Genomic DNA, 16,084 nt, shown 5'->3' on the forward strand with positions numbered 1-16,084 from the left:
GGCGGCGCACCGCATCGGCATCCAGGCGCGCGACGATCCGGTCCACCTGCCCGGCCAGCCGCGAGCGTGTCATCGACGGCCACCGCGCCACCCCGGCCGCCAACTGCGCATCGACCTGGGCGAGCACGTCGGCGTCGTCGATCAGATCCGTGCGATGGACGATGGTGGCAAAGAACCGAAAGTCGATGTCCCCGGCCGCAAACACCTGGCTTACCAAGGGCAGGCGCTCGCGGAAGGCCCGCGCGTGATGCAGCCGCGACAGGGCCAGCGCCGGCGAGATCCGCAATTCCGCGGCCACCTCGGCGGCCACCGCCTCCATCGTGTCGACCACCCACTCCTCGTCGGCCGCACCCTGCGCGTGCCGATACGCGAAGAACTCGCCGATCTTGGCCAACTGCAAGGCCGCGCCCTGATTCTCCGCGCGCGCCGCCGCGGCGATCTCCCCGAGGAGGGCGGCAGCGGGCGAGGAATCTGCACGGCGAGGTTCTTCGAACATGTGTTCGATTATGCCACCGGCCTACGACAACTCAGGCAGTAGACGCCCGCACTGTGGATACCGCTACGGCACCCGGGTGCGGTGGCGCTTGTCGTGTCCGGGCACCCCGTTGGCGCCACCGACGGATTCGGCATACGTCCCCACCGCGAACGCCGCGCCGGAACCCATCATGGAAAGCGCCTCACGGTTGACGTTGTCGACCGTGTCGCGCGGACCCTGATCGTTGGGGTCGAACGCCACACCGGCCTGACCGCCCCAGAGCCGCGCCTGCACAGTGGTTTTCGTCTGCGTCGTACCGGCCGTCAGGCCACCGACCGGCACCCCGGCGACCATGAAGGGGTGGTAGGTGGCCCTGGCGTCCAGCGGCATGTCGGCGGGGCGCTTCCCGGCCAGGTTCAGGTACCCGCCCAGAGTGCGCTCGATGCCGGCCGACCCGTCCGGGACGTCGCCGAACGAGATCCCGGGGCTGGGCGGACCTGACTGGTCGCCGTCGTCGGTGAAGAAACCGGCGTTCGGTGAGCCCAGCGCGGTGAAGTCGAGGTACATGGCGATGTCGTTGAGCTGATCGCCGTCCATCCCGAAGACGTAATCCATGGCGCCGTTGACCCCGGCGCCCCAGAAGGCGAACCGGACCGCGTTGTTGACCGGGGCCAGCGGGCCCAGCTGCAGCGCCGTCTCCAGCACGGCGGCGACCCCGGAGCCGTTGTCGTTGATGCCCGGCCCCCCGGGCGCTCCGTCGAGTTGCGCGCCGACCACGACGGCCTCGTGCGGCGAGCCGGTCTTCGTTTGCGCCAGTACGTTTCGTGACGTGATCACGCCGTTGCGGGCGTCCAGCACCAGGCGCACCGGTGCGGTCGCCCGGGCCAGCGCGCCGGCCGCGGAGCCACCGGCGACGGCGACCGGCACGGTCAGCTGCTTGAAGTAGCCGGGCCCGAACAACGTGGGCGGTGCCCCCTGGCCGTTCGGCGTGCTGAGCACGATCAGGGCGGCGGCGCCCCTGGCGACCGCGCTGTTCTGCTTGTCGACCACCGAGCAGCGGGCGTCGTCGACGACGGCGATCGCGCCCTTGGGAACGGAGGCCGGATAGTCGCTCGCGGCGCAGCCCGACGGTTGGGTGGGCCGGACGGGCGGTCCGGTCAGCCCACCGGGCGGCGTCTGCAGCAGCATCGACGCCTGGTCCACTTGGTAGGCACGCCCGGCGACCGTCACGGACGGCTGGCCGGGAGAGATCGCATACAGCCGGTCGAACTGCGGAGTGGAGACATCGAAGCCTTTGTCCCGCAATGCCTTTGCCACATAGTCGACGCTGGCGTCGTAGCCGGGTGTGCCCTCGGCACGGTTGCCCTTGTTGGCATTGGCGATGTTCTGCAGCGCGCGCAGGTGGGTGAACATTCCGTCCGCCGTCACCTTGGCGGCCAGCCCGTGGCTCAGGTCGGGCGCCGAGGACGGTTGCGGGGCGCGCGAGGACTCGCATCCCGCCAGCAGCCCGGCCAGCAGGATCACCGTCGCGCCCAGTCGAGGGGTCATGGCTTCGTGAGCACGTGCCGCGTGCGGTCCTCCATGTTCGGAACTCCATTGTGGCCGCCGAGATCCTGCGCGTACAGACCGATGGCGTAGGCGACGCCGCCACCCTGGATGCCCAGCGACGTGCGGTCGATGTGGTCGAGGGTGTCGGTCTTCTGGTGGTAGTTCGGATCGAACGGCTGGTCCGCCGTCCCGCCCCACAGCTTCGCCTGATCCGCCGACATCTTGCCCTCGGCGCCCGAGAACAGCCCGCCCGCCGGCACGCCCGCAAGGGTGAACCCGTCGTAGTCCGAACGCCCGTCGAACGACGTGTCCTGGGCCGTCTTTCCGGCGGACTTGAGGTATGCAACGAACGTGCGCTCGATCCCGGCGGAGCCTTCGGGCACCACGGGCCGGCCGCGGGCGTCCGCCGGCAGCGACTGGTCACCGTCGTAGGTGAAATAGCCGGGATTCGGCGAAGCCAGCATGTCGAAATTCAGGTACAGCGCAATGTCCTTGAGCCCGGCCAGATCCAGGGATTCGACGTAGTTGCGCGAACCGATGAGACCAAGCTCTTCGGCGCCCCAGAAGCCGAACCGCACCGCGTTGCGCACCGACGGCGAACTGCCGAGCTGCACCGCGGTCTCCAGGATCGCGGCCACCCCGGATCCGTTGTCGTTGATGCCGGGTCCCTCCGGCACGCTGTCCAGATGCGCACCGGCCATCACCACGTCGGTGGAGGAACCCGTCTTCGTCTGGGCGATCACGTTGCGGGCCTTGAAGCTTTGGACGCTCGCGTTGAGTTTGATGGTGGTCGGACCGGGCTGTCCGCGCAACTGGACCCCGACGGACCTCGTCACGCTCACCACCGGGATCTTGACTTCGGTATCGGGCCCGAGGGTGCCGCCCATCTGCTGCTCGTCGACGTTGTCGGCAAGGATCATTCCGACCGCGCCCGCCTTGGCCGCGACGTCCTCCTTCTGGGCGAACGGGCAGTCGCCGCGGTCGACCAGCACGACGGCACCCCGGACCGGCAGGCCGCCGTAGTCGGAGGCGGCGCACCCGGGCCTGTCACCGGCCGGCGCCGCGACCAGCGGCCCGCTCACGCCGTCGGGCGGGGTTCCGAGGCTGAACTCGAGCGCCCGGGCCTCCACGGGTCTGCCGCCGACGGTCACCGCCGGCTTGTCGCCGTGGAAGACCCGCGCCGAGAACTCGGGGGTTTGGACATCAAATCCGCTGTGCCGCAACGTGTCGACCACATAGTCGACGCTGGCCTCATAACCGGGGGTGCCCACCGCCCGCGTGCCGTTGTTGGCGTTGGCGATGTCCTGCAGCTTCGTCAGGTGCGCCATCATCGCGTCGGTGGTCACCTTGGTGTGCAGCGAATTGGCGAAGTCGCTCGCCGAACCCTGCTGCGAGTTGGCCGACCGGTGGACGCAACCGGCCGAGAGAGCGGCCAGGGTCAAGAGGACGGAGGCGGCCGCCGGGAGTTTGTTGAGCATCGCGCCCAACGTTAGACGCCGGCGCCGCCGAAGCGCCGGTCGACACCATCAGACATGCAGCGCGGTAAACGGCGCGAACGGAAGATTGCGCACCACGAACCAGATCACCACCAGCACCAGAACCACGGCCGCGGACCAGCGCCGCTGATGCCAGCCGCGGATCCGTCTGCCGGTCACGCGACCATAGGTCCACAACAGGTAGGCCCACACCAGGAGCACGAGGGCCGCCAGGCCCAAAGCGTTGAACCTGGCGGCCGCCATGAGATTGCCGTGCATCAGGGAGTACAGCATGCGCATGCTGCCGCATCCCGGGCAGTCGATGCCGAGCAATGCCTTGGTAGGGCATACCGGCAGCGGACCGTTGGGCGTCGTCGGGTCACCCACCCAGATGGCGGCACACACCAGCGTTGTGGACGCCGCCACCACGAGCGGCGCACCCAGCCCCAGCGGTACCGATGCGTAACGGGTGACCATCACCGACACGGCCTCACATGCCCAGAAGCATCATTGCCGCGTTGGTGTTTGAATTCATGTTCACGACGTTGACGCCGATGACGATCGCATTGACGATCAGGCCGACGATCACCGACCACATGATCCACTTCTTCGCGCTGTCGGCCGAGGCCTGGGCCTCCGCGTAGCGACCCTGCGCCCACAAACCATTGACCTGGCTGGACTTGACGATCGCCACGATCCCGAACGGAAGACAGCAGAAAAGCGTCACCAGAATGGACCACACCAAGTAGTTATTCGGCGCCTGTCCGGCGGGCTGCTGCGGCGGATAACCCGGGGGCGGAGGGGGTGGCTGTGTCATGGATTCTCCAGTCGCGAGAAGTTAGCTGGCGTGAAACGGTTGTTACCATACCGGAGCGGACACGCCATGGCATCACCAAACTCGAAAATCGGCTGTCATCTCAGCCTTGCCGGCGCGGCCGATGCGTGCCCGTCGCGAAAATGTCTGTCGGCCAATGGCATCCGTTCGCGCCCGCGAAAAGGCGCACCAGACAGACAATTTCCCCCGGAATGGGTTGCGCAGCGGCCGCAGAGCCTTACGATCCGTAAGCAGCGACCACCGCGAAGGAGCCACCTCAAATGACCGATCGCAGGACCGCACGCCGAGTCGCGGCAGTCGCCGTCCTGCTGGCGACGCTCGCCCTGGCACCCTTGCGCGTGGCGGCCGCGGACCCCGCCGATCCCGGCAATCCCGGCAACCCGGCCAACCCCGGTGACATGAACGCGCTCATCGCCGCGCTGTCGAAAGGCTACAACGCGAACAACTGCACGCCCCAGAACCTCTCGGCGGGCCAGCTGGCGTCGCTCGCCTGCGGACAGAGCCCCGATCCCGCCGGACCCGCCCAGGCGAATTACGTCCTGTTCGATTCCCCCGAGCACCTTGCCGGAGCGTTCAAGGCCAGCCTCAAAGACCACGTCCTCACCGGTTGCGGGAACATGGGCCAGTCCCCCACCACCTGGCACGGCGGTTCGGGGGGCGACTCGGGACAGGTGGCGTGCGGAACGTTCAGAATGCCGCCCAGATCATCTGGACAACGGACTCGAAAGGCGTGTTGGGTGATATCCGCGGAGCCGGCGCCGACACCTCCGCGCTCTACCAGTGGTGGCTGACCAATGGATGACCGTCGCGGCCACCCAAATATTGTGGCCGCCTTACTTTTCGCGCGCGGGGCGGCCGCATTTGCTCGACTATTCACATTTCGTTTTGCTGAAACCAGTGACTCCGGACGGCCGCCGAAATACACTCACGCAGATCAGCGGAGCGCGCTCCGGTGCGACAAATTAAGGAGATCTCGGATGTCCCCTCTCGCTCCTCCCCTCAGCCGGGCACTGCGGACCGCCACCGCCGCAGCGCTCGTTGGCGGCTTCGCCGTCGTCGGCACCGCCACGGTTTCCGCGGACCCGGGCACCGGTAGCTCGGCCGATCTCAACACGCTTGCGGGGTCGGTGTCGAAGGGCTACGGCCTCAACAACTGCAAGCCTCAGACCCTGACGGAGAGCGGGGAGCTTGCCGAGCTCCTATGCGGCCAGAGCCCCGACTCGAACGGACCGGCGGCCGGCCTGTACGCCCTGTTCGACAACACCACCAACCTGGCCTCGGCGTTCAGCTCCACCATCAAGGACGTGTCACTGGCGGCCTGCGGCGACGCCGGCCAGTCGCCGACGACGTGGCACCAGGGCAGCTCGGCGGCGGCCGGCCAGGTGGCGTGCGGCACGTACAAGAACTCCGCGACCATCACGTGGACCACGGACGCCAAGAATGTGCTGGGTCACGTCACGGCCAACAACGGCGACGTGAACGCCCTGTACCAGTGGTGGCGCGCCAACGGCTGATTGTCTACAGCTGTGCGGCAATGAGTTCCGCCACCGCGCGCATCCCGGCGGCATTGGGGTGCAGCGGGGCCGGGCGGCCCGGTAGCGGCACACCGGGTCGGGTCGTCCAGGGCTCGGCCGCCCACGCGTGATGCCGCCGGCTTGCGTCGGCGGCACGGACGATCCCGCAACCCGTCGCTTCCGCCGCGTCGGCCGTGAGCCGCTCCAGCCTCGCGGCCACGTGGCGGCCGAGGTCGGCGTGCGCTTCCGACAACGGCGCCGCGCGCGTGCCCGCGGGCGGCAGGATCGTCAGGTAGTCGACAAAGAGGACGCGGGCGTCGGCGGCGCGCCCACGCACCGCCGTGCCGACCGCGCACAGCGAGTCGAACACCGCGGCGAGCGCCCGATCGCGTGAGTCGCGGTCCAGCAACTCGGATATGCGGCCACCGAGCACCGGCAGGTGCCGCGCGAACCCCGGCAGCGACGCGGCCATCAACAGCGGGACGTAGCCGACGTCGTTTCCGCCGATGGTCACCGTGACGAGGGCCTCGGAACCGTCCAGCGCGGCGATCTGGGGTGGCGCGCCGCGCTGTCGTTCGGCCAGCACGTGGGCCGTCGTGGCGCCGGAGAACGTGACGTCGGTCAGGTCGAGGCCGAACCGGTCGGCGACCAGATGCGGGTAGTTGCGGGCCGATCGGCCCGACCCCCAGGGTGCGCCCGCGGCGCGCGGCCCGATACCCGGCCCGGCGGCCATCGAACTACCCAGCGCGACATACCGTTTCATGGCGCGGGACTGGACGCCTGGGCCCAGAACCGCTTGGGGATGCGCCCGGCGCGCCGGGCGAGGTGGCCGGCGGTGACGGCAGCGGCCATCGCCGCGGCCATGGCCGGCGGATCGGCGGCCCGGGTCACCGCGGTCGCCAACAGCACGGCGTCGCAACCCAACTCCATCGCGAGCGCGGCGTCGCTGGCGGTACCGATGCCGGCGTCGAGCACCACCGGCACGCCGGCCCGCGCCACGATCATCTCGATGTTGTGCGGGTTGGTGATGCCCAGGCCGGTTCCGATCGGCGAACCCAGCGGCATGACCGCCGCGCATCCCGCATCCTCCAGGCGGCGCGCCAGCACCGGGTCGTCGTTGGTGTAGGGCAGCACGACGAAGCCGTCGTCCACCAACTGCTCTGCGGCCCTGACCAATTCGACGGCATCGGGCAGCAGCGTGCGTTCGTCGGCGATCACCTCGAGCTTGACCCAATTGGTGCTCAACGCCTCTCGCGCCAGCTGCGCCGTGAGCACCGCCTCGGCCGCGCTGCGGCACCCCGCGGTGTTGGGCAGCGGCGTGATGCCGAGCCGGTTCAGCAGCTCCAGCAGCCCCGTCCCGCCCTCGGCGTCGACCCGGCGGATCGCGACGGTGGTGAGTTCCGTGCCCGACGCGACGAGCGCCTCCTCCAGCACCGCCAGGTTGCTTGCGCCGCCGGTGCCCATGATGAGCCGCGAGGCGAAGCTGCGGTCCGCGATCGTCAGCTTCGAGTCAGCCACCCTGCACCGCCGTCACCACCTCGAGTCGGGCACCGTCCGGAACCGCTGTCCCCCAACGGGATCGCGGGACGACCGACGAGTCGATGGCCACCGCCACGCCCCGGTCGGGATAGCCGAGCGCCGCCAGCAGCGCGGCGACCGTGGTCCGCTCGTCGACCTCGACCTCCCGCTCGTTGACCGTGACGATCATCGGTGCGCTCCGACGGGGGCGAGCTCGGCGACGATCTGCTCGGCCGTCCACGGCGCCAGCAGGAACCCGGAACGGCCGTGCCCGCTGGCGACCAGGGTCCGGGCGTCCAGGCGTTCCACGATGGGCAGGTTGTCGGGCGTCATGGGCCGCAGCCCGGCGGCACACTCCGCCAGTTCGTACTCGCCCAGCGCCGGCATGACCGCGCACGCGTCGTCCAGCAGGTCGCGCACGCCCGACACCACCGGGGCGGTGTCGCGTCCGTGTTCGTACTGGGTGGCGCCCACGACCACACCGTCCGCGCGGGGCACGAGGTAGACCTGGCGCCCGTGGACGCGTGCGCGAACAACCCTGCGCGGCAACGGCATACAGCCCTTGCGCCACCGCAGGCGCAACACCTCGCCCTTGACCGGGCGCACCGGCAAGCCCGGCCACAGCGCGGGGGCGTCGATGCCGTTGGCGATCACCACCGCGTCGCCCTCGACGCCCGACAGGTCGTGCACCGGCCCGGCCCACCGCACCCCGATGCGCTCGCAGTCGGCGGCCAGGGCCTCGACCACCGCGCGGTTGTCCACCGCCAGTTCCGTCGGCGCCCGGAAGCCGTGCCGGATGCCTTGCGCCAACAGGGGTTCGACGTCGCGGGCGGCGGACTCCCACACCACGGGATGGCCTTGCCCGGACAACCAGTCGGCGACGGTGCGCAGGTCGGCGACATCGGCCCGGTCGACGGCCACGACCAGCGACTCGCGGGCGGTGACCACCTCCGGCGGCAGGCCGTCGAGGAAGCCGCCCTCGCGCCACAGCCGCAACGATTCCAGGCCCAGCCGCAGCAGGCGCTCCTCCCCCGGCCAGCCCTCGCTGTGCGGCGCCAGCATGCCGCCGGCCACCCAGGAGGCGCCCGGTGTGGCGGTGCGGTGGACGCGCACCGCCCAGCCGGCGCGCGCGGCCCGGCGCGCCACCGACAGCCCGATGACGCCGCCGCCGATGACGGCGACCGTCGGTGACGGCATGCGGTCCTCCCTTCGCCGGCATGACCCGGATCAGGTGTGACGGTAAGGGCAGGACCAGTCGATCTGGTGGTGCCCACTCTCAGCCCCGCTCGTCCGGGACTCCCGTGTCTGGTTTGTTCAGGCTCCACGCTAGCGCGCTAGCGTCGCGGTGTGCACGATCCAGTTGCCCGCCTGGGCACGGCCCGCCTGTACCTGTGTACCGACGCGCGCCGCGAGCGGGGCGACCTCGCCGAGTTCGTCGACGCCGCGCTGGCGGGCGGGGTGGACATCGTCCAGCTGCGCGACAAGGGCTCGGCCGGTGAGCAGCGGTTCGGCCCGCTCGAGGCGCGCGGCGAGCTGGCGGCGTGCGAGATCCTCGCCGACGCGGCGCGCCGCCACGGGGCCCTGTTCGCGGTCAACGACCGCGCCGACATCGCGCGGGCCGCGGGCGCGGACGTCCTGCACCTGGGGCAGGACGACCTGCCGCTCGACGTTGCGCGCGAGATCGTCGGCCCCGACATCCTGATCGGCCTGTCGTCCCACGACCCGGACCAGGTGTTCGCCGCCGCGAATGGTCCGGCCGACTACTTCTGCGTCGGCCCCTGCTGGCCCACCCCCACCAAGCCGGGGCGCGCGGCCCCGGGGCTTCCGTTGGTGCGGACGGCTGCAGAACTGGCCGCCGCGCAGGGGGCCGACAAGCCGTGGTTCGCCATCGGGGGCATCGACGCGCGGCGGCTGCCCGAGGTGCTGGACGCCGGCGCCCGGCGGATCGTCGTGGTGCGGGCCATCACCGGCGCCGACGACCCCCGGGCGGCGGCGCTCGAGCTCAGCGCTGCGCTTGCAGCAGCGAGCTGATCCGGCGGCTCAGCTGCGACGGCGCCTCGTCGGCCGGGAGGGGGTTGCCCGGCATGCACCACACGAAGACCCCCGCGTCGAGCTCGACCGTGCGGGGCAGGTGCCGGCGTCGTTCGTCGCCGTGCTCGAGCGGCACCCGCGCCGGCGAGGCACGCAGCCCCTGCCAGCTGGCGGCGAAGCCCGGATGCAGCGGCAGCCCGGTCACCTCCTCCTCGGGCACCCAGCGCATCTCGGCGCTCTCCCCGTTCGGCACCGTGGCCAGCAACTCACCCGCATCGGCGACGACGGTGGTGTAGGTCCAGCGCCGGCCCCCGCGCGCGAACACCTCGGCCGTGACCACCGACGCGCGGACCGTGAGCCGCTCGGTGAGCAACCCGGCCTCCTCGTGCGCCTCGCGGACGGCCGTCTCCTCCGGGGTCTCGTGGCTGTCCCGGGCCCCGCCCGGCAGGCCCCAGGTGCCGCCCTGATGACTCCAGACGGCCCGGTGCTGCAGGAGCACCGCAGGGGTGCCGTCCGATAGCGGGGCGCGCAGCAGCAGACCGGCCGCGCCGAACCGTCCCCAGTAGTGGCCGCCGTTGTCGGATACCACCCATCCGTCACCGTCGCCGCGCACGAGTTCAGGATAGGCAGCACCCGCCGGGGGTCAATTGCGTCGGCCTCCCCCCATCCGCCGCAAATCCTCTTAAGATTCGCTTATACCCGCGTGCAACGAAATTCCAGTGGCCGAAAGACGAGGGCTGATCAGACGTGACGGTTGAGTTGGCGCACCCGTCGACCGAGCCGCCGGGTTTGCGGTCGCCCGTCGAACCGGCTCACCCCCGCTGGTGGTTCATCTCCACGACGCCCGGTCGCATCCTGACCATCGGCATCATCCTCGCCGCGCTCGGCGGCGCCAGCGCGTTCGCCACCTCGACGACCATCAACCACCGGCAGCAGGTGCTGACCACGGTGCTCAACCACACCGAGCCGCTGTCGTTCGCGGCGGGGCGGCTGTACACGACGCTGTCGGTCGCCGACGCCGCGGCGGCCACCGCGTTCATCGCCGAGGCGGAGCCGAGCCCGGTGCGGCAGCGCTACGAGCAGGCGATCACCGACGCCTCGGTGGCGGTGACGCGGGCGTCCAGTGGGCTGACGGACGAGCCGCTGGTGGAGTTGCTGGGCCGGATCAACGCCGAGCTGGCCGTCTATACCGGGCTCATCGAGATCGCCCGGACCAACAACCGGGCGGGCAACCCGGTCGGGTCGTCGTACCTGTCGGAAGCGTCGGGGCTGATGCAGTCGACGATCCTCCCCGACGCGGCGCGTCTCTACGACGAGACGTCCAAGCGGGTGGACACCGAGACCACCGCGTCGACGCAGATCCCCCAGCCGGTCATCCTCGTCGTGGTCACCACCGCGCTCTTCGGCGCGTTCGCGCACCGCTGGCTTGCGCAGCGCACGCGGCGCCGCATCAACCCGGGCCTGGTGGTCGGCGGGCTGGCTATTCTCGTGATGGTGGTGTGGGTCGGAACTGCGCTGACGATCTCTACGACGGCCAGTCGTAGCGCCAAGGACACCGCCGCGGAATCCCTCAAGACCGTCACCAACGTCGCGATCACGGCCCAGCAGGCGCGTGCCGACGAGACGCTGTCGTTGATCCGCCGCGGGGACGAGGAAAAGCGCAAGCAGTCGTTCTACCAGCGCATCGACTCGATGCACCGGCAGCTCGACGAGTACATGGCCCGCAGCGACGCCGTCGACAAGCCCGACCTGCAGGGCGCCGACCAGCTGCTGCTGCGCTGGCGCCAGGCCAACGACCGGATCAACTCCTACATCTCGGTGGGCAACTACCGGGCGGCGACCCAGGTCGCGCTGGGCAGCGGCGAGGACGACTCGACTCCCGCCTTCGACAAGCTCGACGAGCAGCTGGTGAAGGCCATGGATCAGAGCCGAACCCAGTTACGCAACGACGTCCTCAACGCGCGCAGCGGGCTGTCGGGGGCCCAGGTCGGCGGCGTGGTGCTGAGCCTCGGCGCGGCCATCGCCGTCGCGCTCGGCCTGTGGCCGCGGCTGAAGGAGTACCGATGATGCGGCGCGCACTCGGTGCGCTCGCCGCGCTGGCCGCCGTGACCGGGGTGGCGGGCTGCGGGCACCCCGAGTCGCTGATGGTGGCCACGGTGCCGACGCTGCCGCCGCCCACGCCCGTCGGCATGGAGCAGATGGCGCCGGAACCGCCGCTGCCCCCGGACAACCCCGCCCAGGGCTGCGACCTGACCGCCAGCCTGCGGCCCTTCCCGACCAGGGCGGAGGCGGACGCCGCCGTCGCCGACATCCGGGCCCGCGGCCGGCTGATCGTCGGGCTCGACATCGGCAGCAACCTGTTCAGCTTCCGCGACCCGATCACCGGCGAGATCACCGGCTTCGACGTCGACATCGCCGGTGAGATCGCGCGCGACATCTTCGGCGCGCCCTCGCACGTCGAGTACCGCATCCTCTCGTCCGAGGAGCGCGTGACCGCCCTGCAGAACTCCGAGGTCGACGTCGTCGTCAAGACCATGACGATCACCTGCGAGCGGCGCAAGCAGGTGAACTTCTCGACCGTCTACCTCGATGCCAACCAGCGCATCCTCGCCCCGCGCGACTCGCCGATCGCCAGGCCGGCGGACCTGTCCGGCAAGCGGGTCTGCGTGGCCAAGGGCACGACGTCGCTGCACCGCATCCGCCAGATCGACCCGCCGCCGGCGATCGTGTCGGTGGTGAACTGGGCCGACTGCCTGGTGGCCATGCAGCAGCGCGAGATCGACGCCGTCAGCACCGACGACTCCATGCTGGCCGGGCTCGTCGAGGAAGACCCGTACCTGCACATCGTCGGGCCCAACATGGCCACCCAGCCGTACGGCGTCGGGATCAACCTCAACAACACGGGGCTCGTCCGCTTCGTCAACGGCACGCTCGAACGCATCCGCCGGGACGGCACCTGGAACACGTTGTATCGCAAGTGGTTGACGGTCCTCGGGCCCGCTCCCGCCCCGCCCGCGCCGAGGTATTCAGACTGATGGCCGACGAACCCGACGCCACCGAAGCCCCCGCGACCGGCACGCAGGCGGCGGACGCGCTGTCCGAGTCGGTGTCGGGGCGGCCGCAGGCCACCCAGGCGCTGTTTCGGCCCGACTTCGACGACGATGACGACGACGACTTTCCCCACATCTCGCTGGGCACCATGGATTCGGAGCCGCAGGAGCGGATGACGGTGGCCACGCGCGTGCTGCCACCCGTCCGGCAGCTGGGCGGCGGCCTGGTCGAGATCGAGCGGATCCGGGACATCGATCCGCTCGAGGCGCTGATGACCAACCCGATGGTGCCGGAGTCGAAGCGGTTCTGCTGGAACTGCGGCAAGCCGGTGGGCCGCTCGAGTGACGACGGCGAGGGGCAGTCCGAGGGCTGGTGTCCCGCCTGCGGCAGCCCGTATTCGTTTCTGCCGCAGCTGAATCCGGGCGACATCGTGGCCGGCCAGTACGAGGTGAAGGGCTGCATCGCGCACGGCGGGCTGGGCTGGGTGTACCTGGCGGTCGACCACAACGTCAACGACCGCCCGGTGGTGCTCAAGGGCCTGGTGCATTCGGGTGACGCCGAGGCGCAGGCGATCGCGATGGCCGAACGCCAGTTCCTCGCCGAGGTGGTCCACCCGCAGATCGTCCAGATCTTCAACTTCGTCGAGCACACCGACCGGCACGGCGACCCGGTCGGCTACATCGTCATGGAGTACATCGGCGGTCAGTCGCTCAAGCAGGGCCGGGACGAGAAGCTGCCCGTCGCCGAGGCGATCGCCTACCTGCTCGAAATCCTGCCCGCCCTCGGCTATCTGCACTCGATCGGCCTGGTCTACAACGACCTCAAGCCGGAGAACATCATGCTCACCGAGGAGCAGCTCAAGCTGATCGACCTGGGCGCGGTGTCGCGGATCAACTCGTTCGGCTACCTCTACGGGACGCCGGGCTTTCAGGCGCCCGAGATCGTGCGCACCGGGCCGACGATCGCCACCGACATCTACACCGTGGGGCGCACCCTGGCCGCGCTGACGCTGAACATGCCCACCCGCAACGGGCGTTACGTCGACGGGCTGCCCGAGGACGACCCCGTCCTGAAGACCTACGACTCGTTCCGGCGGTTGCTGCGCCGCGCCACGGACCCCGACCCGCGGCGCCGGTTCGCCAGCACCGATCAGATGTCGGCGCAATTGCTCGGCGTGCTGCGCGAGGTCGTCGCGCACGACACGGGCATCCCGCGCCCCGGGCTGTCGACCGTCTTCAGCCCCAGCCGCTCGACGTTCGGGGTGGACCTGTTGGTCGCCCACACCGACGTGTACCTGGACGGCCAGGTGCATTCGGAGCGGCTGACCGCCCGCGAGATCGTCACGGCGCTGCAGGTGCCGCTGGTCGATCCGGCCGACGTCGCCGCGTCGGTGCTGCAGGCGACGGTGCTCTCCCAGCCGGTTCAGACGCTGGACTCGCTGCGAGCCGCGCGCCACGGCACGCTGGACGCCGACGGTGTCGAGGTGTCCGAGTCGATCGAGCTGCCGCTGATGGAGGTCCGCGCGCTGCTGGACCTCGGCGACGTGGCGAAGGCGACCCGCAAGCTCGACGACCTGGCGGAGCGGGTCGGATGGCAGTGGCGGCTGGTCTGGTACCGCGCCGTCTCCGAGCTGCTCACCGGCGACTATGACTCGGCCACAAAGCATTTCACCGAGGTGCTGGACACCTTCCCCGGCGAGCTCGCGCCCAAGCTCGCCCTCGCCGCGACCGCCGAGCTCTCCGGCGACACCGACGAGCACAAGTTCTACGAAACGGTGTGGCGGACCAACGACGGCGTGATCTCGGCGGCGTTCGGGTTGGCGAGATCGCTGTCGGTGCAAGGGGACCGGGCCGGGGCCGTTCGCACGCTCGACGAGGTGCCCTCCTCCTCAAGGCATTTCACGACGGCGCGCCTGACGAGCGCGGTGACGCTGCTGTCCGGCCGGACGACGAGCGAGATCACCGAGGAGGACATCCGCGACGCCGCCCGCCGCGTCGAGGCGCTGCCGCCGACCGAGCCGCGGGTGTTGCAGATCCGCGCGCTGGTGCTCGGCGCCGCGATGGACTGGCTCGAGGACCACCACGCCAGCACGAATCACATCCTGGGCTTCCCCTTCACCGAGCACGGCCTGCGGCTGGGCGTCGAGGCGTCGCTGCGGAGCCTGGCCCGCGTCGCGCCCACCCAACGGCACCGGTATGCACTGGTGGACATGGCGAACAGGGTGCGCCCGACGAGCACGTTCTAGGTGGGCCCGCGAGCGCCCACTTCAGCCGTCCACAGCGAAAACTTAGGAACGTGCCTCACAGTTAGTACATGCCCGGGCAGTCGGCCGCTTGGATCACCACCGCCCGCGTGATGCGCCGGGCCGGTTTCGGTGTGACGGGCCCCGAGGTCGACGCCGCGGTCACGCGGGACTGGGCTGCCTATGTCGACGCCATGCTGGGCGCCCACCCCGACGCGGACCCCGGGGCCGCCGCCACGCCGATGCCGGCCTTGCCGGCGCCGCAGCCGCCGGGGCCCCGCGCGACGCCGGCGGCCCGCAAGCAGTACAACCAGCAGCTCACCGAACAGCAGGGCGTGCTCTCCGACTGGTGGCTGCGCCGCATGGTCGCGGCGCGCCAGCCGGTCCACGAGAAGCTGACTCTGTTGTGGCACAACCACTTCGCCACCTCCGCGCAAAAGGTCCGGGTGGCCGCCCACATGGCCACGCAGAACCAGACGCTGCGCACCGGATCGCTGGGCGACTTCCGCACCCTGGCCTACGCCATGCTGACCGACGCCGCGATGTTGCGCTGGCTCGACGGACAGAGCAGCACCGCCAAGGCGCCCAACGAGAACCTGGCCCGCGAGTTCATGGAGCTGTTCGCGCTGGGCCACGGCAACGGCTACACCGAAGACGACGTGCGCGCCGGCGCCCGCGCGCTGACGGGCTGGGTGATCGGCCCCGACGGACGGACCGCGGTGATCCCGAAGCGCCGCGACGCGGGCGCCAAGACGCTGTTGGGACAGACCCGCGACTTCGACGCCCCCGGCTTCTGCGACGCCGTTCTGGCGCAGCCCAATTCGGCGCGGTACGTCGCCGGTCGGCTCTGGCAGGGGTTGGCTTCCGACGAGGCGCCGCCGGATGCGGTGCTCGACCGGCTGGTCTCCGCCTACGGCCCGGGACGCGACCTTCGGGCCCTGACCCGGGCGATCCTGGTCGACGACGAGTTCACCCGCGCCCGCGCGACGGTCGTCACCACCCCGGTCGAATGGCTCGTCGGCGTCCTCAGGGCACTCGGCATAACGCTCGACCAGCCCGCGCAGGTCAAGTTCGCCGACGCGACGTTGCAGCAGCTGGGCCAGCGGCCGTTCTACCCCCCGAGCGTCGGTGGGTGGCCGCGCGGTCCGGTGTGGCTGTCGACCGCGAGCGCGGGGACCCGGCTGCGCGCCGCGGCCCACCTGGCGCAGCTCGGCGACCTCTCGGTCATCGAAAACACCGCCCCCGCCGACCGCGTCGACGCCGTCGGCTACCTGATCGGCGTCGGGGGCTGGTCGGACCGCAGCGCCGACGCACTCCAAGTATGGGTGCGCACGCCGCCTCAGCTCGTGGCGGCCGCCGTCAACACCCCCGAATACCTGACGTCCTAGCGAGAGC

At 70.6% G+C, this 16,084-nt stretch carries 16 protein-coding genes and 1 pseudogene; 7 read left to right on the forward strand and 10 right to left on the reverse strand.

All coding sequences use genetic code 11. The features are described 5' to 3' along the window. From GPY60_RS14905 to GPY60_RS14925, 5 genes are all read right to left on the reverse strand, one after another. A partial coding sequence (locus tag GPY60_RS14905) for a DUF222 domain-containing protein (RefSeq protein ID WP_156688446.1) occupies positions 1–496 on the reverse strand: 496 nt, incomplete at its 3' end. Between the two features lie 63 nt (positions 497–559). Next, complete coding sequence (locus GPY60_RS14910) at positions 560–2,023, reverse strand: M28 family peptidase (protein WP_156688447.1); 1,464 nt, start codon at positions 2,021–2,023, stop codon at positions 560–562. Beyond that, positions 2,020–3,501, reverse strand: a complete 1,482-nt coding sequence (locus GPY60_RS14915; RefSeq protein WP_156688448.1) for a M28 family metallopeptidase — start codon at positions 3,499–3,501, stop codon at positions 2,020–2,022. The genes GPY60_RS14910 and GPY60_RS14915 overlap by 4 nt, the downstream gene beginning before the upstream one ends. Positions 3,502–3,549: 48 nt before the next feature. Further along, complete coding sequence (locus GPY60_RS14920) at positions 3,550–3,975, reverse strand: DUF2752 domain-containing protein (RefSeq protein WP_156688504.1); 426 nt, start codon at positions 3,973–3,975, stop codon at positions 3,550–3,552. A gap of 13 nt (positions 3,976–3,988) precedes the next feature. Beyond that, entirely contained in the window at positions 3,989–4,315 is a 327-nt protein-coding gene (locus GPY60_RS14925) for a CD225/dispanin family protein (protein ID WP_156688449.1), read from the reverse strand. A 278-nt stretch (positions 4,316–4,593) separates the two neighbouring features. Between GPY60_RS14925 and GPY60_RS14930 the strand changes: the two are divergent. Continuing rightward, positions 4,594–5,135, forward strand: a pseudogene (locus tag GPY60_RS14930) (serine/threonine protein kinase). Between the two features lie 175 nt (positions 5,136–5,310). Then, positions 5,311–5,847, forward strand: coding sequence for a serine/threonine protein kinase (locus GPY60_RS14935; RefSeq protein WP_156688450.1), 537 nt, complete (start codon positions 5,311–5,313; stop codon positions 5,845–5,847). Positions 5,848–5,851: 4 nt separating this feature from the next. Here the strand turns inward: GPY60_RS14935 and GPY60_RS14940 are convergent, their stop codons facing one another. Genes GPY60_RS14940 through thiO form a run of 4 tightly spaced genes read right to left on the reverse strand, consistent with a single transcriptional unit; the run spans position 5,852 to position 8,562 of the window. Then, positions 5,852–6,610: an SGNH/GDSL hydrolase family protein gene (locus tag GPY60_RS14940; protein ID WP_156688451.1), complete on the reverse strand. Its 759-nt coding sequence runs from the start codon at positions 6,608–6,610 to the stop codon at positions 5,852–5,854. After that, positions 6,607–7,365 (reverse strand): thiazole synthase, encoded by a 759-nt coding sequence (locus GPY60_RS14945; RefSeq protein ID WP_156688452.1) that lies wholly within the window; start codon positions 7,363–7,365, stop codon positions 6,607–6,609. Before GPY60_RS14945 ends, GPY60_RS14940 begins: the two co-directional genes overlap by 4 nt. Continuing rightward, positions 7,358–7,555 (reverse strand): sulfur carrier protein ThiS, encoded by a 198-nt coding sequence (thiS, locus tag GPY60_RS14950; protein ID WP_156688453.1) that lies wholly within the window; start codon positions 7,553–7,555, stop codon positions 7,358–7,360. The genes GPY60_RS14945 and thiS overlap by 8 nt, the downstream gene beginning before the upstream one ends. Beyond that, the gene (thiO, locus tag GPY60_RS14955; RefSeq protein ID WP_156688454.1) at positions 7,552–8,562 is read right to left on the reverse strand and encodes a glycine oxidase ThiO; all 1,011 of its coding nucleotides are present in this window, start codon (positions 8,560–8,562) and stop codon (positions 7,552–7,554) included. Before thiO ends, thiS begins: the two co-directional genes overlap by 4 nt. A 150-nt stretch (positions 8,563–8,712) precedes the next feature. Here thiO and thiE point away from each other — a divergent pair, with 150 nt between their 5' ends. After that, the gene (gene thiE / locus GPY60_RS14960; RefSeq protein ID WP_156688455.1) at positions 8,713–9,396 is read left to right on the forward strand and encodes a thiamine phosphate synthase; all 684 of its coding nucleotides are present in this window, start codon (positions 8,713–8,715) and stop codon (positions 9,394–9,396) included. Here thiE and GPY60_RS14965 read toward each other — a convergent pair. After that, the gene (locus GPY60_RS14965) at positions 9,368–10,009 is read right to left on the reverse strand and encodes an NUDIX hydrolase (protein ID WP_156688456.1); all 642 of its coding nucleotides are present in this window, start codon (positions 10,007–10,009) and stop codon (positions 9,368–9,370) included. The two genes, thiE and GPY60_RS14965, sit on opposite strands and share 29 nt — an antisense overlap. Positions 10,010–10,143: 134 nt before the next feature. Between GPY60_RS14965 and glnX the strand changes: the two genes are divergently transcribed. The 4 genes from glnX to GPY60_RS14985 all read left to right on the forward strand — a co-directional run bounded on the left by glnX (position 10,144) and on the right by GPY60_RS14985 (position 16,077). Then, the gene (gene glnX, locus GPY60_RS14970; RefSeq protein WP_156688457.1) at positions 10,144–11,463 is read left to right on the forward strand and encodes a protein kinase G-activating protein GlnX; all 1,320 of its coding nucleotides are present in this window, start codon (positions 10,144–10,146) and stop codon (positions 11,461–11,463) included. Next, on the forward strand, positions 11,460–12,431 hold the full coding sequence (locus tag GPY60_RS14975) for a glutamate ABC transporter substrate-binding protein (RefSeq protein ID WP_156688458.1): 972 nt from the start codon (positions 11,460–11,462) through the stop codon (positions 12,429–12,431). The genes glnX and GPY60_RS14975 overlap by 4 nt, the downstream gene beginning before the upstream one ends. Next, entirely contained in the window at positions 12,431–14,692 is a 2,262-nt protein-coding gene (locus GPY60_RS14980) for a serine/threonine-protein kinase PknG (protein WP_156688459.1), read from the forward strand. The genes GPY60_RS14975 and GPY60_RS14980 overlap by 1 nt, the downstream gene beginning before the upstream one ends. Before the next feature lie 68 nt (positions 14,693–14,760). Further along, the gene (locus tag GPY60_RS14985; RefSeq protein ID WP_156688460.1) at positions 14,761–16,077 is read left to right on the forward strand and encodes a DUF1800 domain-containing protein; all 1,317 of its coding nucleotides are present in this window, start codon (positions 14,761–14,763) and stop codon (positions 16,075–16,077) included. Positions 16,078–16,084: the final 7 nt, after the last annotated feature.

Origin of the sequence: Mycobacterium sp. Marseille-P9652 (assembly GCF_902652685.1) — a bacterium.
Classification (GTDB): domain Bacteria; phylum Actinomycetota; class Actinomycetes; order Mycobacteriales; family Mycobacteriaceae; genus Mycobacterium.